Genomic DNA, 20,859 nt, shown 5'->3' with positions numbered 1-20,859 from the left:
TCAGCCCGCCCGCCGCACGCCGCGGTCGTAATGCGCCTCGGCCTTGCGGAACATCTTGGTCGAGAAGGTGGTGATGACCAGGAACAGCACCGCCGCGGTGATGAAGAACGGGAACGGCTCGCGTGTCGACCGCGCCGCCACCTGGCTGATCCGCATCAGCTCGGTGACCCCGACGACGGAGACCAGCGCCGTGTCCTTCAGGATCAGCTGCCAGACGTTGCCGAGGCCGGGCAGCGCGAGGCGGATGGCCTGCGGCAGGATGATACGGCGGAACACCATGAAGCCGTGCATGCCGAAGGCCCGGCCGGCCTCGATCTGGCCATATGGGATGACTTGGATGGCGCCGCGCAGCACTTCGGTCGAATAGGCGCCGGAGATCAGCCCGACCGCGAGGACGCCGATCACGAACTCGTTCAACCGAAACGGTTCGGTAACGCCGAGCAGGCCGAGGATGGCGTTGATCGCCCGCTCGTTGCCGAAGAACAGGAGATAGATGATCAGGAGCTCCGGCACGCCGCGGACGACGGTGGTGTAGATCTCCATCAGTCCGCGCAGCACGAAACCGCCCCAGACCTTGAGGCAGGCGGCGATCAGCCCGACCACGAGACCGAAGATGTAGCTGACCGTGGAGAGCAGCACGGTCATCACCGCGGCCTGGACGAACTCGTCCCCCCAGCCCTGATCGCCCCAGGAGAAGAGCTGCGCCCAGTGGAGCAGCGAATCGATCAATCCTTGCATGCCTTACCGCTGCCTGGAACGGAACGGGCGGCCGGTGAGGCCGCCCGCGACCTTCTTAGTTGCCGGGGGCCAGCGGATCGTAGCCGAACCACTGGACCGCCAGCTTGGCGAGCGACCCGTCCGCCTTCATGGACTCGATCGCCTTGTCCAGCTTGGCCTTGAGCTCCGTGTCCTCCTTGCGGAGGCCGATGCCGATGCCCTGACCGAACAGCGGGTTGTCCTTGCCGGTCAGGGTCGGGCCGTAATGGGCGTAGTTCTTGCCGCTGTCGCTCTTCAGGAACGAGTCCCAGGACGTGCTGTCGCCCAGCCCGGCGTCGATGCGGCCGTTGATCAGGTCGAAGTTGAGGTCGTCGACCGTGTCGTAGAGCTGAACGGTCGCGTCCTTGAACTCGGCCTCGAGGAAGTTCTGATGGGTGGTCGAGCGCTGCACGCCGATGGTCTTGCCCTTCAACGCGGCATGGACGTCGGCCAGGGTCTTGGCGTCCTTGAGGAGTCCGTCCTTGGCGCCGACGAACCACGCCGGGGTGTCGGTGTAAGGCACGGAGAAGGCGATCTGCTTCAACCGCTCGGCCGTGATCGACATGCCGTCCATAAGGGCGCCGCAGCGCTTGTTCAGCAGTGCCGGGATGAAGCCGTCCCAATCCTGCGCCACGACCTCGCAGGTCAGGCCGGCCCGCTTGCACAGATCATTGGCGACGTCGACCTCGAAGCCGATGATCTTGCCGGTGGAATCGGTGTTGTTGAAGGGTGGGTAAGCGCCTTCCATGCAGATGCGCAGCGTGTCGGCGGATGCCGCGCCGGCACCCAGCGCCAGCGCCACCGCCCCGACCAGGGACACCCAGATCTTTCTCATGATCTTTTCCGTTCTGGGACCTGCGGCCCCGGTTGGGGGGCGGGCGCCGATGCCGCATCCGCCGACGCCCACCCGATCTCCGGCGCGGCCGTCCCGGCCTTACTTGATGGAGGTGTCGAAGCCGAACCACTGCTCCGACAGCTTGGTCAGCGAGCCGTCGGCATTCATCGAATCCAGTGCCTTGTCCAGCTTCTCCTTCAGCGCCGTATCCTCCTTGCGCAGGCCGATGCCGACGCCGAGACCAAAGATCGGATCATCCTTGCCGGTCAGACCCGGGCCGAAATGGTCATAGTTCTTGCCCGCGTCGCTGGCCAGGAAGTCCTTCCAGCCGAGGCTGTCGGCCAGACCGGCGTCGATGCGGCCGTTCTGCAGGTCGAGATTCAGGTCGTCCTGGGTGTCATAGAGCCGGACGTCGACATCGGGGATCTTCTGCTCCAGGAAGTTCTGGTGGATGGTCGAGCGCTGCACGCCGACCGCCTTGCCCTTGAGCGCGGCCTTGATGTCGTCGAGCGTCTTGGCGTCCTTCAGGATCCCGTCCTTGGCACCGACGAACCAGGCCGGGGTGGTGCTGTAGGGCTTCGAGAAATTGATCTGCTTCAGCCGCTCCTCGGTGACCGACATGCCGGCCATGATCGCGTCGTAGCGCTTGTTCAGCAGCGCCGGGATCATGCCGTCCCAGTCCTGCTGGATGATCTCGCACTTCATCTCGACGCGCTTGCACAGCTCGTTGGCGAGGTCGATCTCGAAGCCGACCAGCTTGCCCGAGGCATCGGTGGCATTGTACGGCGGATAGGCGCCCTCGGTGCCGACCCGCAGCGTGTCCTGGGCCGAGGCCGTGCCGGCGGCCAGCACGAGCGCCGCGGCGCCGATCAACGACAACCAGCTCTTCATCATGAAGTCTCCCGTTCAGATCTGGGACCCGACGGTCCCGGGTTGGATGGGCCGATTTCCGCGAAACCGCCACGCCCGGTCAAGCCCAGCGAGGCGGCAGTGCCCATCAATGCTGTACCTGGAGGAACTGACGCACCCGCTCCGAGCGCGGGTTGTCGAACACCTCGGCCGGCGTCCCCTCCTCCTCGGTGCGGCCCTGGTGCAGGAAGATCACCTTGCTCGACACCTCGCGCGCGAAGCGCATCTCATGGGTGACGAGCAGCATGGTGTTGCCCTCTTCCGCCAGCTGGCGGATCACCCGCAGCACCTCGCCCACCAGCTCGGGGTCGAGGGCCGAGGTCGGCTCGTCGAACAGCATCACCTTGGGCTGCATCGCCAGCGCCCGAGCGATCGCCGCGCGCTGCTGTTGGCCGCCGGACAGGTGGCTCGGATAATGGTCGCGCTTGTCGGCGATGCCGACCTTGGCCAGGAGCGTCTCGGCCCGCTCCACCGCCTCCCTGCGCGGCACCTTCAGCACATGCACCGGCGCCTCGATCACGTTCTCGAGCACGGTCATGTGCGACCACAGGTTGAAGCTCTGGAACACCATGCCGAGCGAGGCGCGGATGCGGTCGACCTGCTTGCTGTCCTCGGGCGCGGCCTCGCCGGAGCGCAGCTTCCGCATCCGGATCAGCTCGCCGTTCACCCAGACGCGGCCGTCATTGGGGATCTCGAGCAGGTTGATGCAGCGCAGCAGCGTGCTCTTGCCCGAGCCGGAGGAGCCGATGATGGAGATGACGTCGCCCTGCCGCGCCTGCAGCGACACGCCCTTCAGCACTTCGAGCTCGCCAAACCGCTTGTGCAAATCCTCGACGACGATCGCCGCGTCCGACGGCGCCGCTGCGGCCTCAGCAACAGAAACCACGATGGGAAAGCCTCGCCCAATTCTTATTGTACCGAAACAAGCATTGTTTCCCGGCGCGGGTCAACCGCGGCCCGAGGCCGCGCCGCCGCAGCCGTGAGAGCGAAAGTCCCGGGCCGGCTTTCATCACGATTGTTGCGAAGATCGGTCGGTTCCGGTCATCCGGCGCCGGGCGCCGGCAGCTGGGCGATGCGCTGCTCGATCGCCCGGCGCTCCGGGCTGCCCTCCTGGAACTGATCGCGCATCTGCCCCCACAGGCGCCGCGCCTCCTCCGGCTGCCCCGCCTTCTGTGCGGCGACGCCGAGGAACCAGAGGGCGACGAGATCCTTGGGATCGGCCGCCAGCGCGCGGCGCAGCCCCGTCTCCAGCACCGGCGGCACCTCCTCGCCCCGGCCGGCGGCGAGGAGCGCATCGGCATAGGCGCGGACGAGGCCGGTGTCGTCCGGCGCCAGAGCCGCGGCGCGGGCATAGGCGTCGGCGGCGGCGTCAACCTCGCCCAGCACGCGACGGGCGCGGGCCAGGCGGACCCAGCCTTCGAGATCGTCCGGCGACTGCTCCAACCGCGCCGCCAGGCCGTCGACCATGCCGCGGATCGCCTTGGCCTGCTCGTCCGGCGGCAGCGAGGCGATCGCCGCGGCCGGGCCGCGCGGCTGAGCTGTCGGCGCCTGCGGCTCCGGGACAGCGGTCTTCGGGTCGAGGCCGAGGCGCTGCGCCGCCTCGGTCAGATGCTGACGGACGGACGGAACCCAGGGCGCGTCGGCCGGCGAATCCCGCATCAGCCCCTGCCACAGCTCCAGCGCCGCGCGGTCGTCGCCGGCCTGGGCGTGGCCGAGCGCCAGGAAGTAGCGGGCGCGGATGTCCCCGGGCCGCAGCTTCAGCGCCTGCTCGAAGGCGGCACGCGCGGTGTCGGTCACGGTGCCGGCGTTGGCGCCGACCAGGGCCTCGCCGTAGCGGCCGGTCAGCTCGGCATCGGCGTTGCCCAGGCCGATCGCACGGCCATAGGCGTCGGCCGCCTTGGCGCTGTCGCCCAGCTGACTCCAGCGTCGGCCGAGCTCGATCCAGCCGTCGCGGTCCTGCGGCGAGGCGGCCAGACGCTGCTCCAGCGCCCGCGCCTCCGCCACAGCCGTCTGGATCGCCTGCCGCTCGCCGGGGTCGCGGCTGGCGAAGGGCTGCGACGGCAGGCCAGGCGCGCCTTCCGCCAGATAGATCGCCAGGGCGGCCACCGGCAGCAGCACGGCGAGGCCGAACGCTACGCGGCGCGGCGGGACTGCGGGCGAAGACGGAAGCGGCTTGGCATCGCCGGCGGCGGCCAGCAGGCGGCGGCCGATCTCGGCCTTCGCCGCCTCGGCCTCGGCCGGGCCGATCTCGCCGGCCGCGAGCTCCCGCTCCAGCTCCTTCAGCTGGTCGCGGTAGATGGCGGCATCGGAGCCGGAGGGAAGCGATGCGCCCGCGGCGAACAGGCGGCGCAGCAGCAGCGCCACGGCGCCCGCGGTCATCAGCGCCGCGACGATCCAGAACATCCAGCCGGTCACGGCGCCGATTCCTCGTCCAACAGCCGGGCCAGACGGCGGCTCTCCTCCGGCGACAGCGGTGGCGCCTCCGCCGGACGCCGCCGGCGGCGCAGGATCAAGAGGGCGATGGCGGCGAACAGCAGCACCACCGGGCCGAACCACAGCACCAGCGTGCCGGGCTTGAGCGGCGGCCGCAGCAGGACGTAGTCGCCGTAGCGGGCGGTGATGAAGCCCAGCACCTGGTCGTCGGTGTCGCCGGCGGTCAGCCGCTCGCGCACGATGCGGCGCAGGTCGCGGGCCAGATCGGCGTTGGAATCGTCGATCGACTCGTTCTGGCAGACCAGGCAGCGAAGCTCCTGGCTGATCGTGCGGGCGCGGGCCTCCAGCGCCGGATCGGCCAGCTGTTCCTGCGGCTCGATCGCGCCGGCGGGGGCGGCGAAGGTTAGGCAGAGGAACACAGCCGTGAGCGCCAGCCGAACCGCTTGCCCCAACCGAGTCCCCCCTCCCCTTGCGGGAGGGGGGTAGGGGGAGGGAGTTCCCTCCGCTCGCACTGTCTTCGCCGAGTTCCGCGGCTGGACTGCACCCGGATCGGCAACGATCCCGTCCTGGCCTCGACAACCCCCTCCCCCTACCCCCCTCCCGCAAGGGGAGGGGGGACAAGAAATGGCGGTTCTACTGAGGGGGGTGGCCATGATCACTTCGCCAGCTCCGCCAGCAGCGGCCGGATCTCGCGATCGACGATGTCCGGCGTCAGCGGGCCGGGGTGGCGGTAGCGGATGCGGCCGGCCTTGTCGATCACGAAGGTCTCCGGCACGCCGTAGACGCCGAGGTCGATCGCGGTCCGGCCATCAGCATCGGCGCCGATCCGGCGGTACGGGTCGCCGTTTCGCTTCAGCCAGGCCAGCGCGTCCTCCGGCTTGTCCTTGTAGTTGATCGCCGCGACCGGGATGCCGTCCTCGCGGCCGAGTTTGGTGATCACCGGATGCTCCGCCAGGCAGGGCACGCACCAGCTGGCGAAGACGTTCAGCAGCATCGGCGTACCGCCGAAATCGGTGCTGGCCAGGCCGTCCGCCCCAACGTTACCTGGCCGGCCCGGCAGCGCCGCCAGCGAGAATTCCGGCAGCGGCTTGTCGATCAGGGCCGAAGGCAGTGATTGCGGGTCGCTGCCGGACAGCAGCTTGACCCCGATCCCTATGGCCAGGGCGGCGAGCAGAAGCAGCGGCAGGACGAACAGAAGACGGCGCATCGACGATCCTTCAGGCCGGCGATCCGACGGCCGGCGCCACCGCACGCCGCGGCGCGCCGACACGCAGCCGGCGGTCGCTGAGCGAGAGCACGCCGCCGAAGGCCATGACCAGGGCGCCGCCCCAGATCCACGGCACCAGCGGGTGGTGGTAGAGGCGCAGGCTCCAGCGCCCGTCCGCCTGCTCCTCGCCCAGCGCGACATAGACATCGCCGGTCAGGGTGGTGTGGATCGCCACCTCGCTGGTCGGCATGCGGGCCACCGGATAGAAGCGCTTCTCGGGCGCGAGGTCGGTGACGAAGCCGCCGTCGCGCAGCAGCTTCAGGTCGCCGAGACGGGTCTCGTAATTCGGCCCCTGCCCCGCCGTCACGCCGTCGAACTCGACCGCATAGCCGGCGGCGAGGTCGATGCGGTCGCCGGGCCCGGCGACCACCAGCCGCTCGGTCGACCAGTAGCTCGACCCGATCATGCCGAGGAGGGCGATGCCGAGCCCGGCATGGGCGAGGGCCGTGCCCCAGGCGCTGCGGGGCAGGCCGATGGCGCGGGACAGGCTGTCGCGCAGCGGGATTCGGAACAACCGCACCCGCTCGGCGATTTCGGTGGCGGCGCCGAGCACCACCCAGGTGCCGAAGGCGATGCCGACCAGCGCCAGCACCGGCCCGCGGCCCTGCAGCCAGAGCGCGGCAAGGACCACGATCATGGCGCCGATGGCGGCGAATTTCAGCCGGCCGAGCACGCCGGGCAGGTCGCCGCGCTTCCAGGCCATCAGCGGGGCGATCACCATCACCGCCACCACTGGTGTCATCAGCGGCACGAAAGTGAGCTGGTAATAGGGCTTGCCGACCGAGACCGTCTTGTCGAGCAGCGGGTAGAGCGTGCCGATGAACACCGTCACCGTGGCGGTGCAGATCAAGAGGTTGTTCAGCACCAGCGCCCCCTCCCGGCTGATCGGGGCGAAGACGCCGCCCAGCTTCAGCCGCGGCGCGCGGACGGCGTAGAGCGCGAAGGCGCCGCCGACGGTGAGCGCCAGCAGCAGCAGGATGAAGACGCCGCGCTCCGGGTCGACCGCAAAGGCGTGCACCGAGGTGATGATGCCGGAGCGCACGAGGAAGGTGCCGACCAGGCTGAGGCCGAAGGTGAGGATGGCGAGGAGGATGGTCCAGCTCTTCAGCGCGTCGCGCTTCTCCACCACCAGAGCGGAGTGCAGCAGCGCGGTGCCGGACAGCCAGGGCATCAGCGAGGCGTTCTCGACCGGGTCCCAGAACCACCAGCCGCCCCAGCCGAGCTCGTAATAGGCCCAGTAGGAGCCGAGCGCGATGCCGACGGTCAGGAATGCCCAGGCGGCCAGCGTCCAGGGCCGCACCCAGCGCGCCCAGGCGGGGTCGACCCGGCCCTCGATCAGCGCCGCGACGGCGAAGGAGAAGGCCATCGAGAAGCCGACATAGCCGAGATAGAGAAAGGGCGGATGGAAGGCCAGGCCGGGATCCTGCAGCAGCGGGTTCAGGTCCTGGCCGTCGAGCGGCGCCGGGTCGAGCCGCAGGAAAGGGTTCGAGGTCAGGATGATGAAGGCCAGGAAGCCGACCCCGACCATGCCCTGCACCGCCAGCACCCGGGCCCGCAGCGTCGGCGGCAGGTTGTTGCCGAACAGCGCGACCGCGGCGCCGAACAGCGCCAGGATGAGGACCCAGAGCAGCATCGAGCCCTCGTGGTTCCCCCAGACGCCCGTCACCTTGTAGAGCAGCGGCTTCAGCGAGTGGCTATTGCCGGCGACCACCGCCACCGAGAAGTCGGAGACGACATAGGCCCAGGTCAGCGCCGCAAAGGCGACGGCGATCGCGGCGAGCTGCAGCGTCGCCGCCGGCTCCGCCACCGCCATCAGCCCGGGGTGGCGCTTGGCCGCGCCCCAGAGCGGCAGGGTCGACTGCACCAGGGCGAGCAGCAGCGCCAGGACCAGGGCGTAGTGGCCGAGCTCGGGGATCATTGCGCAGCCACCGTGCCGGCGGGAAGGGCGGGCTTCCCGGCGGCGCCGGGCGCGCCGGGATGGCCGGCGTCCTGCAGGGCCTTGGCGACTTCGGGCGGCATGTACTTCTCGTCGTGCTTGGCCAGGAGCTCGTCGGCGACGAAGACGCCGTCCGGCCCGACCCGGCCATGCGCCACCACGCCCTGCCCCTCCCGGAACAGGTCCGGCACGATGCCGGCGTAGCGCACCGGCACGTCAAAGGCCGTGTCGGTGACCGTGAAGGCGATGGTCTGCCCGTCGGGCAGGCGCTGCAGCGAGCCCTGCACCACCAGCCCGCCGAGCCGGAAGCGCTGGCCTTCCGCCACCTTGCCGTCATGCAGCTCGGTCGGGCTGTAGAAGAACAGCAGATTGTCCTGGAAGGCGGTCAGGGCCAGGGCGGAGGCGGTGCCGAGGCCGAGGGCGGCGAGGCCCAGCAGCATCAGCCGGCGGCGCTTGCGGGTCATGCCCGTCTCCCGCGGCCGCGCAGCTGCTCCAGCGCCTCCAGGCTGCGCCGGCTGCTGCGCCGCCGCGCCAGGGTGGCGAAGACCAAGCCGGCCAGCACCACGACGGCGGCGCCGTAGGCGGTCCAGACATAGGCGGCGTAGCCGCCCATCGCGAGGAACTCGGCCACACCCGTCATCCGACCGGCTGCTCCAGCCCCGGCGCCTCGTCGCCCCCTGCCCCACGATTGGTGGCGGCCATGGCGGTGGCCAGGCGCAGGGCGCGGATGCGGCGCTCGGCGATCTCCGTCTCGATGCGCAGCAGCACCAGCCAGACGAACAGCGCGGTGAAGGCGACCGCCATCAGCAGCAGCGGCCACAGCATCGCCGGGTCGAGCGACGGCCCGTCGAGCTTCATCACCGAAGCCGGCTGGTGCAGCGTGTTCCACCAGTCGACCGAGAACTTGATGACCGGCAGGTTGACGGCGCCGACCAGGGTCAGCACCGCACCGGCCTTGAGGCCGCGCTGCGGGTCGTCGAAAGCCGAGACCAGCACGATGTAGCCGAGATAGATGAAGAAGAGGATCAGCACGCTGGTCAGCCGCGCATCCCACACCCACCAGGTGCCCCACATCGGCTGGCCCCAGAGCGAGCCGGTGAGGAGGCACAGCGCCGTGAATCCGGCGCCGAGCGGCGCCGCGGCCTTGGTGTAGAGCTCGGCGACCGGATGCTTCCAGACGAGGCCGACGGCCGAGGCCACGGCCATGCTGGCGTAGACCATCATCGCCATCCAGGCCGAGGGCACGTGGACATACATGATCCGCACCGTCTCGCCCTGCTGGTAGTCCGGCGGCGAATCGAACAGGGCGAGCCACAGCCCGGCGGCGAGCGTCAGCAAGGCGACGCCGAGGGCCCAGGGCCGCAGGGCGGCGCTCAGGCGCAGGAAGCGGGCCGGGTTGGCGAAGCGGTGCATGGCGTGGCGTGGCGGTCGTTGGATCCTACGATAGACAAAGCTAGGCCGCGTGTCCGCCGGCTCAATTGCCGCGCCCTGCGGCCGTGCCGGCCCGGATCACGTCGCGGAGATCGGGGTGGAAGGCGCCGTAGTCGCAGGTGAGCTCCTCCCCCGCCGCGATGTCGCGCCGGGCGATGCAGACCTCGCCCACCGTCTCCAGCGTCGGGTCGTCGCTGTGATTCATGAAGCGGGCATCGTCCAGGTTCAGCGACAGCCCGCCCGGCAGATCCGGCGCCGGATAGGCGTAGCGCTCGAGATAGTCGCGCGCGGGCTCCGGCAGCTTGGCGATCTCGGCGTCCGGCACGAAGACGTCGAACACCGGGTGCCAGCGCCAGACCTCGGTGCCGGCGGCGATCGGCGCGGTGGCGAACAGGCCCAGCCCTTCGATCCGGCTGGGCCCGACGGTGGTGGGGACGAGAAGCATCGGCCGGGTTCCTTTTCCCCAAGCATTACGCGAGGCCGAGCGCCGCGTCACCCCGGACGAAGGGCCGAGACGGCATGACGGCATGCCGTCCGCGAATGTATCAGATGACCAGCGTCGGTATGCCGAGCGCGAGCCCCGCTTCGGCGAGCCGCTGGTCCAGCGTGTGCACGGTGGCGCCGTGTGCCGATGCGGTGGCGAGATGGAGTGCATCGCCGGCCCGCAATCCGAGCCTGTGCTGATCGACGAACGTGGCCGCCACCCTGAAATGGCCGCCGGCAACCGGCAGGACAGTGAAGCTCTCGGCGACCAGCTTGTTGAACGTCGCCAGCGCCGTCGCCCGCTGCTCGAGCGTGATCTGACCCGTCCGCAGCTTGATCGCCATGGCAGACGACATCTCGGTGATGGTCCAGTCGCTGATCAGAAGTTGCGATGGGTCCTGCCCCGCCAGCCATGTCTGCGCGCGAGCGGTCGCGGTTTCGTTGGACAGTGCCGCGACGATCAGCGACGTGTCGACATAGAGCATCAGTAGCGATCGCCATCCCGGATCGAGCGCACCAGATCAGCGGCGCCCTGCGCCTGCGGCGGCATGGCTGCCGTCACCGCCCGGAGCATGGATATGTCGATCCGCTTGCGGGGTCCGTTCACTGCAGTGAGTCGCGCAACCGGCTTGCCGCGACGGGTGATCGCGATCGACTCACCGGCCTCGACCCGATCGACGAGCTCGCTCAGATGGGCCTTGGCGTCAGCCAGATTGATCGTGTCCATGCCACGCTCCTGACCATGTAGATGGTCATATAGCACGGACATCGAACGATTTGCATCCGAACCTTCGGATTCACGGTGGCCGACGCGACCTAGGACTGCGCCTGGCGCAGCGCCGCCGCGGCCGCGATCGGGGCCAGCGGCAGGGCGGCGGCGAGGCAGCCGCCGAGCAGCAGCAGATGCGGGCGGGCCGTCAGGCCGGTCGCCACCGCCTCCACCGCCGCGGCGCCGAAGATCAGCACCGGGACGAAGAGCGGCAGGATCAGCAGCGCCAGCAAAGCTCCACCACGCCGGGCGCCGAGGGTCAGGGCGGCGCCGACGGCGCCGATCAGGCTGAGGCAGGGCGTGCCGAGCAGCAGCGACAGCATCAGCACCGGCCAGGCCCGCGCCTCCAGCCCCAGCATCGCCGCCATCAGGGGCGACAGCAGGATCAGCGGCAGGCCGGTCAGCAGCCAGTGGGCCAGCGCCTTGGCCAGCACCGCGGCCTCGAGCGGCAGCGGCGACAGCATCAGCAGGTCGAGCGACCCGTCCTCGTAGTCCTGGGCGAAGAGGCGGTCGAGCGCGAGCAGCGTCGCCAGAAGGGCCGCGACCCAGACCACGCCGGCGGCGATTCGGGCCAGCAGCGCCAGCTCCGGACCCACCCCGAGCGGGAACAGCACCACGGTGATGACGAAGAAGGCCAGCACCGCGGCGACGTCGCCGCCCGAGCGCAGGGCGAGGCGCAGGTCGCGCCAGATCAGAGCGAAGAAGGCGCTCATGCCGGCGCCTCGGCGGCATAGTCCTCCAGCGCCAGCCGGTCCGCGCCGTCGAGCGCCAGCGGCACATGCGTCGCCAGCATCACGAGCCCGCCCGCGGCCCGGTGCCGGGCGATGCGGCCCTCCAGCCGCGCAACAGAGGCGGCGTCGAGGCCGAGGGTCGGCTCGTCCAGCAGCCACAGTCGGGCGTGGCCGAGCTCCAGCCGGGCGAGCGCAAGGCGGCGGCGCTGGCCGGCGGAGAGATAGCGGCACGGCAGATCGTCCAGCCCTTCGAGCCCGACCGCGGCGAGCGCCGCCCTGACCGCGCCGTCGCCGGCCGAGGCGCCGGAAAGGGCAGCCCAGATGCGCAGGGATTCGCGCGGGGTCAGCGCCGGCTTCACCGCGTCCTGATGGCCGAGATAGGCGATCGAGCCGGGCCCGCCGGTCCAGTCGAGCCGGCCGGCAAAGGGCGGCACCAGCCCCGCCACGAGGCGCAGCAGGCTGGACTTGCCGCTGCCGTTCGGCCCGGTCAGCACCAGTGCCCCGCCAGAGTCGAGCCGGAAGGACAGGTCGGCGAAGACCAGCCGCCCGCCGCGCAGGCAGGCTAGGCCGTCGGCGGTCAGGGTCGGCTCGGGCATCGGCGGGTCGCGGCGGTCATCCTCCGCCAATAGCAGCCCGACCGCCCCGAACGGAAGGGGCAGGGCCGCGGACGGCCCTGCCCTATGCTTCCGCGCCGCCCCGGCGACGCGGCGCCCCTCGACAACCGATCAGTAATGCGGGTTGTTGGCGTTCAGGTTGTTGACGATGTCGAAGCGCTGGCTGGCGCCGCCGGTGCAGTTGCGGATCTGCAGCCGGGTACCGACGGTGTTGTCGACCACGTCGGCGCAGCGGCCGTTCATGCCGATCAGCCGGCCGTCCGGCTGCAGCTGCCACTTCTCGCTGGAGCCGCCGTCGCAGTCCCAGATGTGCAGCCGGTCGCCGTTGTTGCCGTTGCCGCCCTCGATGTCGAAGCAGTATTCGGCGTTGCCGACCGCGCGCAGTTGGGTCTCGTCGCTGTAGATCCACTGCTGCGGCACGTTCCCGGTGCAGGGACGCTGATTGAGGTCCGAGCCGTTGGCGTAGAGGCCGCTCTGGACTTCGACGCAGAGGCCGCTCGACACGCTGCGCAGCAGGAAGCCGGTCGAGACGGACCGCCGCATGCCGTTCAGCGGCAGCTTGTTCGACCAGGTCTCGAGGCTCTCCCGGCTGATCATCGAGGCGCCCCAGCCGGCCGCGAGATACATCTGCTGGAAACCGTCGAACTGCGCTTCTGTGCCGGACCAGAGGTTGACGATCTGGTTGTTCTGATAGGCCGTCAGCGTGTCCTTGTACCAGTACTTCACCGCCTCGTGGTTGCCGCAGACGACCCATTTGTTGGTGTTCGGGTCGTCGAAATCGTTGGCGTTGCCGTTCCAATAGAAGTCGTTCGGCTCATGCGCCTCGGGGCAGACGAAGATCTGCGCCGCGCTGCCGAACTGGTTCACATACTCTTCCTGGGTGTCGTTCTTGTCGCCGATCGGGCCGCCCATCATCAGCACCAGGATGCGGCCCCGGAGCGAGTCGGTGGTGGGCCAGCCGGCGCGGTAGGCGCCCTCGCGCAGCGAGGCATAGCCGGTGAAGGCGCGCAGATCCTCCGGCCGGAAGACCTTGGCCCCGAACTCCTGGCTGACCAGGGAGTTCAGCCCGGCCATGTAGCTGCTGTCCCAGCCCCACAGGCCTTGGCTGGGCTTGAGGTCGAGCTGCACCGTGATCGGCAGGTGGCCGGGATGGGCATCGCTCCACGCCTTGATGTCGCGCAGGCAGTCCTGCAGCAGGCCGCCGGCGCCGCCCTTGCAGTTGTTGTCGGTGCTCGAATCGCCCAGGTCGTGCTTCACCGGGAAGCCGCTCTGGTCGTAGATGTCGATCTCGACCACCTGGTTGCCACGGTCGAGCACGTCGGTCAGCCGGGCGAAATGCGCCTTCTCATAGGCGTTGTGCGGTCGCGACCAGTAGGCGAGGTTGTAAGGTGCCGTCCAGCTCACGGGCTGCCCGGCGGGCACCTCCGCGGCGGCCGGCACGACGGCCGACAGCAGCAGGACGGCCGCCGCGGCCGCCCCGGACAATAGGTTCCGTCCCATCGATTCCCCCTTCGTCGAGCGCCGCGTTCCGGCCGACCCGGCCCGGCGTGCGACGGCGATGCTAGGCGGCTTCGACGACGCCCGGATGACGGTTTGAACACGTGTTCATGACGATTGGACACGTGTTCGCGGAGCGGTGGACATTCGACGAAGGGCCGGGAGGGCCGACGGTTCGCGCGGCCCTCCTCCCCTGCCGATCACGAGGCCGGCGGCTCGCTATCGGGCACGGCCGCGGGCGTTGTCGGCGCGGCGGCGTACCAGTCGATCCGGCGCGTCACATACATCACGCCGCTGAGCGCCAGGAACAGGCCGACCGAGCCGAGCAGCAGGGCCAGATCCTCCAGCTGCATCAACGCGTAGAGGGCGCCGTACAGGATCGCCAGCAGCGCGCCCAGCACCAGGCTGCGCTTCCAGGTGCCGAGCACCGGCCGGCAGTACAGCACGATCTGCGCCACCACCGCCGCCGCGCCCACGCCATAGGCCGCGGCGAAGCCGATCTGCTCGGCGAAGGACAGCAGCAGCAGATAGAACAGGCACAGCGACAGCCCGACCAGCCCGTACTGGAAGACGTGGATGCGCAGCCGCGCCACCGCCTCGAACAGGAAGAACAGGGTGAAGGTGAAGATGATGAACAGCATCCCGTATTTCGCCGAGCGCTCGGTCTGCTGATAGGCGTTGACCGGCTGAAAGAAGCGCACGCCGAAGGCGGAGCCGGAGACGGCGGAGAGATAGTCGCCCTCCCCACCCACCCAGGCCTGGGGATAGCCGCGGCCGAAATAGGACAGCTCCCACTCGGCGGTGAAGCCTTGCGGTCCGATGCTGGAGCGCACCGGCAGGAACGCGCCGTCGAAGCTGGGATCCGGCCAGTTCGAGCCGGCGGTGACCCGGGTGGAGCGGCCGAGCGGCAGGAAGTCGAGGCGCTGGCTGCCGTTCAGCCGCAGCGTGGTGGAGAACGGGATGGCCGTCTGCGCCGAGGCCGCCGACAGGCCGGGCACGCGCAGGGTCATACCGGCGCCGAAGCGCTGGCCCAGCTCGCCCGGCGCGCCGGGCTGGAACGGCAGGTCGCGCCCGTCCCAGCGCAGCGACGCGCCCTCGCGGATGCTGCGCGGATCGGCCACGCCGACATAGAGAGTGGCGCCGGCCCAGTCGATCGTCGCCTCCGGCCCGGCGAGGGCCGCGGCGTCGCCGATCAGAAACTGCCCGGACAAGGCGAGGTCGACGGTGTAGACCACGGTCTCGAAGAGGCCACGTTTGCGCGTCTCCGGCGTCGCCTTGGCCTCGACCTCGTAGCGGTCGGGCAGGATGACGAGCTGGCGCTCCACCGGCGGCACCGCGGTCCCGTCCGGATGGGGCGGGGACGGCACCCGGAACGGCACCACCAGGACCGGGCCGGTGACGCGCTGCGGTCCGCCCCAGCTGCCGCCGATCTCCGCCACCACGGAACGGTAGCGGTCCTCGCGCTCGCCGATCACGTCATAGATCAGGAAGACCGGCAGCAGGAAGGCGATGGTCAGGAGGACGATGGCCAGGACCTTCAGCGCCGGAGACCCGGCGCGGAGGCGCCGGACGGGCCAGGCGGCGGCCGGCGGGACAGGGTCGTTGCTCATGGCGGGCTCGCTCAGGGATGCGAAGCCCGCAGCGTCCGGGCCGCCGATGGCCGCTTCGTGGCGGTGCGGCGGAAAGCTCGGGGCGCCCGCGCCTAGTAGTTGGAGCGCAGCCCCGGCGTCGCCAGCTCGATGGCATGGCCGTCGGGGTCGCGGAAATACAGGCTGCGGCCCCCGCGCTGCCGCCACTGGGTTTCGCCGGCCAGCGGGATACTCTCGCGCTCCAGCCGGGCCCGCCAGGCCGGCAGATCCTCCATCGCGATGGCGAAGGCCATGTGCAACCGTCCTTGCCCCTCATGGCCCGGGATCGTGCCCTCGTCGTCGACCATGCCGTCCGAGGTCAGGCCGTGGCGGAACAGCAGCAGCGCGCCCTGGCGCCCGGCGTCCAGTGCCACCAGCCGCGGCGAGCGAGCCAGCACCTCCAGCCCTAGCACCCGCTGGTAGAATTCGGCCGACCGGTCGACGTCCTCGACATAGAGGCAGGTCTCGGCCAGCCCGTTGATCCGCGGTGTCGCGTCCATCCCTCGGCTCCTCCGTTTCGGGAGGCCAGGGTGAGGCGGCGGACGGCGCCGGTCCAATCGCGGTTTCTCACCCGCGGATGAGAACGACTCATGCGCTCAGTCCGGCAGCACCTCGAACACCAGGGCCTTGGTCACCTGCAGCGGATTGAAGTTGTCGTCGGACAGAACGACCAGGCTGCGGTGGCCGTTGGCGAGGGCCGGTCCCCAGCCCATCGCCTCGAAATTATCGAGGGCCACGCCGAGCGTGCCGAAATCGAGCAGCAGGGTCTTCGGCATGGCGAGCCAGCTGCCGTCGAACAGCGAATCGAGCCTGGAGACGTCGGTCGCCAGGGCCGGATCGGCGCGGTAGAGCCGGATCGAGTTGCCGCGGCCCTGCGCATAGGCGCGCTCCAGCACCAGGAGCGTGCCGTCGCCGGCGGGCAGGATCTCCGATACGCCATTGTCGGCGTGACCGCCCAGGAGCGGCGCCGTCGGAATCGGGTCCGTCATATACACGTATTCCGGTCCCGGCCGGCCGGTCGCGGTGTCGAAGCCGGCGATCCGCACAGGGCTGCCTTCATCCAGAGACGCCACCGGCCCGTCCTGGACCAGGGCGCTCTCCATCGACACGAACAGCGTCCGCCCGTCGGGCGCGAGCGCCACCCCCTCGAAGGTCAGGTTGTCCCGCGGACCGCTGTCCTTGTCCTCGGACACCCGGTACCGCCGCGGCAGGTCGAAGCCGCGCCGCCAGGCTCCGTCCGGAGCGGCGACGCTGATCGTCGGATCGATCCCGGCCTTCACCCCGCCCTCGCTGCTCCAGTACAGCAGGCCGGTCGCGGGATCGCGGCGGACCGCCTCGGGGTCGACGCTCTTGGGCGGGAAGCTCTGCCCGGCCGCGTCCCGCAGCAGGGTCACGCCGGTGACGGCGATGCCGCGGACGGCCTCGGCGTCGTAGTCGATCGATAGCGCGTAGAATCGGGCCGGCGCCTTTTCCGAGCGGTCGTCGCTGAAAGCGATCCACTGCCGGGCCGCCGGATCCCAGTCCAGCCCCGACAGGCCGCCGACGGTCGTGCCTTCGTAATCCAAGCCCTTCGGCAGCGTTGCCTCGCCGATCAGCCGCAGACGGCCGATCCCCTCCGCCTGAGCCGGCAGCACGGCACAGGCCAGCAGCACGCCGAGCACGATTCCGAACCTGGCCATTTCCCACTCCCCTGTGCGCCCTGTTGACCACGGCGGCGCGACAACGGCATGACGACTGCGTGTTGCCTCGATGACGGAGCGGCGGATGGACAACCCGGCGGCCACCCCGGCGAACGATTCCACCGCGCTGCAGCGCAGCGACGGTTTCATCCGCGTCGACGGGCACAGCCTGTACTGGCAGCGCCTCGATCCGCCCGGCAGCACCGGGCGCCTCCCCATCCTTCTTCTACACGAAGGGCTCGGCTCCGTCGCGCAGTGGACACGCCGCGGCGTCGATGTCGCGGCCCGCCTCGCCACCGCCACCGGCCACCCGGTGCTGGCGCATGATCGGCTGGGCTTCGGCCGATCCGATCCACTGCCGGGGCCGCGCGGCACGGACTACCTGTACCGCGAGGGGCGCGAGGCGCTGCCGCGGGTGCTCGACGCCCTCGGGATCGACCGTGCCGGGCTGGTCGGGCACAGCGACGGCGGCAGCATCGCCCTGATCTTCGCCGCGGCGCAGCCGGACCGCACCACCTGGGTGGCGACCGAGGCGGCGCATGTCATGGTCGAGGACGAGACCCTGGCCGGCATAGCGGCCGCGCATGCCGCCTACCACGCCCCGGAATCGAAACTGCGCGCCGTCCTGGCCCGTTATCACGGCGAGAAGACGGACTTCACCTTCGCCAACTGGGCCGAGCTGTGGCCGACCCCCGGATTCCGCAGCTTCGACATGCGCGATCTGCTTCCCTCGATCCGCTGCCCGGTCCTGGCGATCCAGGGGGTGGAGGACGAATACGGCACGCCGGCCCAGCTGGATGCGATAAAGGCCGGGGTTTCCGGCCCCTGCGAGACCTGGCTGGTGCCGGATTGCCGGCATGCGCCGCATTTCGAGGCGGCCGACCGGGTGCTGCCCCGGATCGCCGTCTTCGCAGTTGCGAACGGTTCTTAACCCGTTGCATTTGAACGGCTTGCGCGGACGCGCTACATGAAGGCCGCACAGCCCATCGCGACCAGCCTTCGACCGAAGGAGCCTTTCCGTGACCTTCACCGGACATGACACGCTCAAGACCCGCCGCCAGCTGACGGTCGACGGCAAGAGCTACGATTATTTCAGCCTCGAAGCAGCCCAAGGCCAGCTGGGCGACGTCGCCCGCCTGCCCTTCTCGCTGAAGGTGCTGCTGGAGAACCTGTTGCGCTTCGAGGACGGCCGCTCGGTCACGGTCGACGACGTCAAGGCGATGGCGCAGTGGCTGCAGGACCGCCGGTCCGACCGCGAGATCGCCTACCGCCCGGCCCGCGTGCTGATGCAGGACTTCACTGGCGTGCCGGCGGTGGTGGACCTCGCGGCGATGCGCCAGGCGATGGTCTCGCTCGGCGGCGACCCGCAGCGGATCAACCCGCTTTCGGCCGTCGATCTGGTGATCGACCATTCGGTCATGGTCGACGCCTTCGGCACCCCGACCGCCTTCCAGAAGAACGTCGACCTGGAGTTCGAGCGCAACCACGAGCGCTACGCCTTCCTGCGCTGGGGCCAGACCGCCTTCGACAATTTCCGCGTCGTCCCGCCCGGCACCGGCATCTGCCACCAGGTGAACCTGGAGTACCTGGCCCAGACCGTGTGGGTGGAGAAGGACCGCAACACCGGCAACCAGGTCGCCTATCCCGACACGCTGGTCGGCACCGACAGCCACACCACGATGGTCAACGGCTTGGCGGTGCTGGGCTGGGGCGTCGGCGGCATCGAGGCCGAGGCGGCGATGCTGGGCCAGCCGGTGTCGATGCTGATCCCCGAGGTGATCGGCTTCAAGATCACCGGCAAGCTGAAGGAAGGCCGCACCGCCACCGACCTGGTGCTGACCGTCACCCAGATGCTGCGCAAGAAGGGCGTGGTCGGGAAGTTCGTCGAGTTCTACGGCGAGGGCCTGGACCACATGCCGCTGGCCGACCGCGCCACGATCGGCAACATGGCCCCGGAATACGGCGCCACCTGCGGGTTTTTCCCGATCGACGCCGAGACGCTGCGCTATCTCGAGTTCTCCGGCCGCGACCCGCACCGTGTGCGCCTGGTCGAGGCCTACGCCAAGGCCCAGGGCATGTGGCGCGACGCCTCGACGTCCGACCCGGTGTTCACCGACACGCTGGAGCTGGACCTGGGCGACGTCGAGCCGTCGCTGGCCGGGCCGAAGCGGCCGCAGGACCGGGTCGCCCTGACCCAGGCTGCCGGCGCGTTCAAGAAGCAGCTTGCGGACACCAACACGGCCCCGGCCCCGACCAAGGTCGAGGGCATGGACCATGACCTCGACCACGGCGACGTGGTGATCGCAGCCATCACCAGCTGCACCAACACCTCGAACCCGTCGGTGATGGTCGCGGCCGGCCTGGTCGCCCGCAAGGCGCGCGAGAAGGGCCTGACCCGCAAGCCCTGGGTCAAGACCTCGCTGGCGCCGGGCAGCCAGGTGGTGACCGAGTATCTCGACGCCGCCAATCTCACCGCCGACCTCGACGCCATCGGCTTCAACACCGTCGGCTACGGCTGCACCACCTGCATCGGCAATTCCGGCCCGCTGCCGGACGAGATCGCGGCGGCGGTCGAGAAGGGCAACCTCAATGTCGCGGCGGTGCTGTCCGGCAACCGCAACTTCGAGGGCCGCATCAGCCCGCATGTGCGGTCGAACTACCTGGCCTCGCCGCCGCTGGTGGTCGCCTACGCCCTGCTCGGCACCATGACCAAGGATATCACCACCGAGCCGCTGGGCACCGGCAGCGACGGCCAGCCGGTGTATCTGAAGGATGTCTGGCCGACCGCCCGGGAGATCGCCGAGACGATCGAGCAGTGCCTGACGCCGGAGATGTTCCGCCGCCGCTACGCCAATGTGTTCGAGGGCCCGCAGGAGTGGCGGAGCATCGAGACGGCGGAGAGCGAGACCTACAACTGGAACCCGGGCTCGACCTACGTCCAATACCCGCCCTTCTTCACCGGCATGCAGAAGGAGCCGGAGCCGGTGACCGACGTGCGTGGCGCCCGGCTGCTGGCGGTGCTGGCCGACAGCGTCACCACCGACCACATCTCGCCGGCCGGCTCGATCAAGAAGGACAGCCCGGCGGGCGAGTACCTGCTGGAGCACCAGGTCCGGCCGCTCGACTTCAACAGCTACGGTGCCCGCCGCGGCAACCATGAAGTGATGATGCGCGGCACCTTCGCCAACATCCGCATCCGCAACGAGCTGGTGCCGGGCGTCGAGGGCGGCTTCACCAAGCACCAGCCCTCGGGCGACGTGCTGCCGATCTACGACGCCTCGATGCGCTATCAGGCCGAGGGCGTGCCGCTGGTGATCATCGCCGGCAAGGAATACGGCACGGGCTCGAGCCGCGACTGGGCGGCGAAGGGCACCCGCCTCCTCGGCGTCAAGGCGGTGGTGGCGGAGAGCTTCGAGCGCATCCACCGCTCGAACCTGGTCGGCATGGGCGTCCTGCCGCTGCAGTTCACCGGCGGCACCACCCGCCTGGACCTGAAGCTGGACGGCACCGAGACCTTCGACATCCTCGGCATCGCCGACGGGCTGAAGCCGCGGCAGGAGATGGTTCTGACCATCACCCGCGCCGACGGCAGCCGCCAGGACGTGCCCCTGCTGTGCCGCATCGATACGCTGGACGAGCTGGAGTACTTCAAGAACGGCGGCATCCTGCAGTACGTGCTGCGCAGCATGGTGAAGCAGGCGGCGTAAGCCTCTCTCACCTGAACCTTCGGAAAGGCCCGGCGCGAGCCGGGCTTTTCTGTTTTCCGAGACCGGATCGTCCCCGGCCGCAGCGACCATCCGGCGCAGCATAGCCGCATGAGGGAACCGAACCGCGTCTCGCGCCTTGAGGGGCGGTGGAGATGCCGGGCCGGGAGATCACCCAAAAGGATGA

22 protein-coding genes are annotated in these 20,859 nt (G+C 69.9%); 2 read left to right on the top strand and 20 right to left on the bottom strand.

The genetic code is table 11. The features are described from left to right. The 20 genes from G537_RS0125855 to G537_RS0125760 form a co-directional block, all read right to left on the bottom strand. Nucleotides 1–738, bottom strand: a complete 738-nt coding sequence (locus G537_RS0125855; protein ID WP_051249141.1) for an ABC transporter permease — start codon at nt 736–738, stop codon at nt 1–3. 55 nt (nt 739–793) lie between these two features. Next, nucleotides 794–1,591 (bottom strand): ABC transporter substrate-binding protein, encoded by a 798-nt coding sequence (locus G537_RS0125850; RefSeq protein WP_026872580.1) that lies wholly within the window; start codon nt 1,589–1,591, stop codon nt 794–796. 99 nt (nt 1,592–1,690) lie between these two features. Continuing rightward, nucleotides 1,691–2,485: an ABC transporter substrate-binding protein gene (locus tag G537_RS0125845; RefSeq protein WP_051249140.1), complete on the bottom strand. Its 795-nt coding sequence runs from the start codon at nt 2,483–2,485 to the stop codon at nt 1,691–1,693. Between the two features lie 103 nt (nt 2,486–2,588). Next, a complete protein-coding gene (locus G537_RS0125840) occupies nt 2,589–3,386 on the bottom strand; it encodes an ABC transporter ATP-binding protein (protein ID WP_026872578.1) in 798 nt (265 codons plus the stop codon). A 155-nt stretch (nt 3,387–3,541) separates the two neighbouring features. Next, nucleotides 3,542–4,915, bottom strand: coding sequence for a c-type cytochrome biogenesis protein CcmI (gene ccmI, locus G537_RS0125835; protein WP_051249139.1), 1,374 nt, complete (start codon nt 4,913–4,915; stop codon nt 3,542–3,544). Then, nucleotides 4,912–5,385: a cytochrome c-type biogenesis protein gene (locus tag G537_RS0125830; protein WP_026872576.1), complete on the bottom strand. Its 474-nt coding sequence runs from the start codon at nt 5,383–5,385 to the stop codon at nt 4,912–4,914. Before G537_RS0125830 ends, ccmI begins: the two co-directional genes overlap by 4 nt. A gap of 203 nt (nt 5,386–5,588) precedes the next feature. Then, a complete protein-coding gene (locus G537_RS0125825; RefSeq protein WP_026872575.1) occupies nt 5,589–6,140 on the bottom strand; it encodes a DsbE family thiol:disulfide interchange protein in 552 nt (183 codons plus the stop codon). 10 nt (nt 6,141–6,150) lie between these two features. After that, complete coding sequence (locus tag G537_RS0125820) at nt 6,151–8,118, bottom strand: heme lyase CcmF/NrfE family subunit (protein WP_026872574.1); 1,968 nt, start codon at nt 8,116–8,118, stop codon at nt 6,151–6,153. Continuing rightward, on the bottom strand, nt 8,115–8,600 hold the full coding sequence (ccmE, locus tag G537_RS0125815) for a cytochrome c maturation protein CcmE (RefSeq protein WP_026872573.1): 486 nt from the start codon (nt 8,598–8,600) through the stop codon (nt 8,115–8,117). The genes G537_RS0125820 and ccmE overlap by 4 nt, the downstream gene beginning before the upstream one ends. Further along, nucleotides 8,597–8,776, bottom strand: coding sequence for a heme exporter protein CcmD (gene ccmD, locus G537_RS39890; RefSeq protein ID WP_034853046.1), 180 nt, complete (start codon nt 8,774–8,776; stop codon nt 8,597–8,599). The genes ccmE and ccmD overlap by 4 nt, the downstream gene beginning before the upstream one ends. Continuing rightward, nucleotides 8,773–9,549 (bottom strand): heme ABC transporter permease, encoded by a 777-nt coding sequence (locus tag G537_RS39885; RefSeq protein WP_051249138.1) that lies wholly within the window; start codon nt 9,547–9,549, stop codon nt 8,773–8,775. The genes ccmD and G537_RS39885 overlap by 4 nt, the downstream gene beginning before the upstream one ends. A gap of 61 nt (nt 9,550–9,610) precedes the next feature. Continuing rightward, nucleotides 9,611–10,012, bottom strand: coding sequence for an SET domain-containing protein (locus G537_RS0125800; RefSeq protein WP_026872572.1), 402 nt, complete (start codon nt 10,010–10,012; stop codon nt 9,611–9,613). Between the two features lie 100 nt (nt 10,013–10,112). Next, complete coding sequence (locus G537_RS0125795) at nt 10,113–10,535, bottom strand: type II toxin-antitoxin system VapC family toxin (protein WP_026872571.1); 423 nt, start codon at nt 10,533–10,535, stop codon at nt 10,113–10,115. Then, nucleotides 10,535–10,777 carry a type II toxin-antitoxin system Phd/YefM family antitoxin gene (locus G537_RS0125790; RefSeq protein WP_026872570.1) on the bottom strand — a complete coding sequence of 81 codons (243 nt, stop codon included), beginning with the start codon at nt 10,775–10,777 and terminating at the stop codon, nt 10,535–10,537. Before G537_RS0125790 ends, G537_RS0125795 begins: the two co-directional genes overlap by 1 nt. An 89-nt stretch (nt 10,778–10,866) precedes the next feature. After that, on the bottom strand, nt 10,867–11,532 hold the full coding sequence (ccmB, locus tag G537_RS0125785) for a heme exporter protein CcmB (protein WP_026872569.1): 666 nt from the start codon (nt 11,530–11,532) through the stop codon (nt 10,867–10,869). After that, the gene (gene ccmA, locus G537_RS0125780) at nt 11,529–12,146 is read right to left on the bottom strand and encodes a heme ABC exporter ATP-binding protein CcmA (protein ID WP_026872568.1); all 618 of its coding nucleotides are present in this window, start codon (nt 12,144–12,146) and stop codon (nt 11,529–11,531) included. Before ccmA ends, ccmB begins: the two co-directional genes overlap by 4 nt. A 129-nt stretch (nt 12,147–12,275) precedes the next feature. Beyond that, nucleotides 12,276–13,664: a Ca2+-dependent phosphoinositide-specific phospholipase C gene (locus G537_RS0125775; RefSeq protein WP_081689045.1), complete on the bottom strand. Its 1,389-nt coding sequence runs from the start codon at nt 13,662–13,664 to the stop codon at nt 12,276–12,278. A gap of 197 nt (nt 13,665–13,861) precedes the next feature. Continuing rightward, nucleotides 13,862–15,271, bottom strand: coding sequence for a cell envelope integrity protein CreD (gene creD / locus G537_RS0125770; protein WP_051249137.1), 1,410 nt, complete (start codon nt 15,269–15,271; stop codon nt 13,862–13,864). A gap of 92 nt (nt 15,272–15,363) precedes the next feature. Further along, on the bottom strand, nt 15,364–15,789 hold the full coding sequence (locus G537_RS0125765; protein ID WP_026872565.1) for a VOC family protein: 426 nt from the start codon (nt 15,787–15,789) through the stop codon (nt 15,364–15,366). A gap of 96 nt (nt 15,790–15,885) precedes the next feature. Beyond that, nucleotides 15,886–16,968, bottom strand: a complete 1,083-nt coding sequence (locus G537_RS0125760) for an esterase-like activity of phytase family protein (protein WP_026872564.1) — start codon at nt 16,966–16,968, stop codon at nt 15,886–15,888. An 85-nt stretch (nt 16,969–17,053) separates the two neighbouring features. Between G537_RS0125760 and G537_RS39880 the strand changes: the two genes are divergently transcribed. Together G537_RS39880 and acnA are read left to right on the top strand one after the other, a co-directional pair. Next, nucleotides 17,054–17,899: an alpha/beta fold hydrolase gene (locus G537_RS39880; protein ID WP_081689049.1), complete on the top strand. Its 846-nt coding sequence runs from the start codon at nt 17,054–17,056 to the stop codon at nt 17,897–17,899. Between the two features lie 88 nt (nt 17,900–17,987). Then, entirely contained in the window at nt 17,988–20,675 is a 2,688-nt protein-coding gene (acnA, locus tag G537_RS0125750) for an aconitate hydratase AcnA (RefSeq protein WP_026872563.1), read from the top strand. The last annotated feature ends 184 nt before the right edge of the window (nt 20,676–20,859 follow it).

Origin of the sequence: Inquilinus limosus DSM 16000, from assembly GCF_000423185.1 — a bacterium.
GTDB classification, from domain to species: domain Bacteria; phylum Pseudomonadota; class Alphaproteobacteria; order DSM-16000; family Inquilinaceae; genus Inquilinus; species Inquilinus limosus.
The sequence above is the reverse complement of the archived record's forward strand: the minus strand, read 5'-3'. Positions and strand labels throughout refer to the sequence as shown.

What these genes read in the sequence shown, in the direction of transcription:
- ccmB (WP_026872569.1), bottom strand. Translation starts at nt 11,532, where the DNA reads ATGAGCGCCTTCTTCGCTCTGATCTGGCGCGACCTGCGCCTCGCCCTG.
- ccmD (WP_034853046.1), bottom strand. Translation starts at nt 8,776, where the DNA reads ATGACGGGTGTGGCCGAGTTCCTCGCGATGGGCGGCTACGCCGCCTAT.
- G537_RS0125790 (WP_026872570.1), bottom strand. Translation starts at nt 10,777, where the DNA reads ATGGACACGATCAATCTGGCTGACGCCAAGGCCCATCTGAGCGAGCTC.
- G537_RS0125775 (WP_081689045.1), bottom strand. Translation starts at nt 13,664, where the DNA reads ATGGGACGGAACCTATTGTCCGGGGCGGCCGCGGCGGCCGTCCTGCTG.
- G537_RS0125855 (WP_051249141.1), bottom strand. Translation starts at nt 738, where the DNA reads ATGCAAGGATTGATCGATTCGCTGCTCCACTGGGCGCAGCTCTTCTCC.
- G537_RS0125795 (WP_026872571.1), bottom strand. Translation starts at nt 10,535, where the DNA reads ATGCTCTATGTCGACACGTCGCTGATCGTCGCGGCACTGTCCAACGAA.
- G537_RS0125850 (WP_026872580.1), bottom strand. Translation starts at nt 1,591, where the DNA reads ATGAGAAAGATCTGGGTGTCCCTGGTCGGGGCGGTGGCGCTGGCGCTG.
- G537_RS0125800 (WP_026872572.1), bottom strand. Translation starts at nt 10,012, where the DNA reads ATGCTTCTCGTCCCCACCACCGTCGGGCCCAGCCGGATCGAAGGGCTG.
- G537_RS0125845 (WP_051249140.1), bottom strand. Translation starts at nt 2,485, where the DNA reads ATGATGAAGAGCTGGTTGTCGTTGATCGGCGCCGCGGCGCTCGTGCTG.
- G537_RS0125765 (WP_026872565.1), bottom strand. Translation starts at nt 15,789, where the DNA reads ATGGACGCGACACCGCGGATCAACGGGCTGGCCGAGACCTGCCTCTAT.
- G537_RS0125825 (WP_026872575.1), bottom strand. Translation starts at nt 6,140, where the DNA reads ATGCGCCGTCTTCTGTTCGTCCTGCCGCTGCTTCTGCTCGCCGCCCTG.
- G537_RS0125760 (WP_026872564.1), bottom strand. Translation starts at nt 16,968, where the DNA reads ATGGCCAGGTTCGGAATCGTGCTCGGCGTGCTGCTGGCCTGTGCCGTG.
- G537_RS39885 (WP_051249138.1), bottom strand. Translation starts at nt 9,549, where the DNA reads ATGCACCGCTTCGCCAACCCGGCCCGCTTCCTGCGCCTGAGCGCCGCC.
- ccmE (WP_026872573.1), bottom strand. Translation starts at nt 8,600, where the DNA reads ATGACCCGCAAGCGCCGCCGGCTGATGCTGCTGGGCCTCGCCGCCCTC.
- G537_RS0125820 (WP_026872574.1), bottom strand. Translation starts at nt 8,118, where the DNA reads ATGATCCCCGAGCTCGGCCACTACGCCCTGGTCCTGGCGCTGCTGCTC.
- creD (WP_051249137.1), bottom strand. Translation starts at nt 15,271, where the DNA reads ATGAGCAACGACCCTGTCCCGCCGGCCGCCGCCTGGCCCGTCCGGCGC.
- ccmA (WP_026872568.1), bottom strand. Translation starts at nt 12,146, where the DNA reads ATGCCCGAGCCGACCCTGACCGCCGACGGCCTAGCCTGCCTGCGCGGC.
- G537_RS39880 (WP_081689049.1), top strand. Translation starts at nt 17,054, where the DNA reads ATGGACAACCCGGCGGCCACCCCGGCGAACGATTCCACCGCGCTGCAG.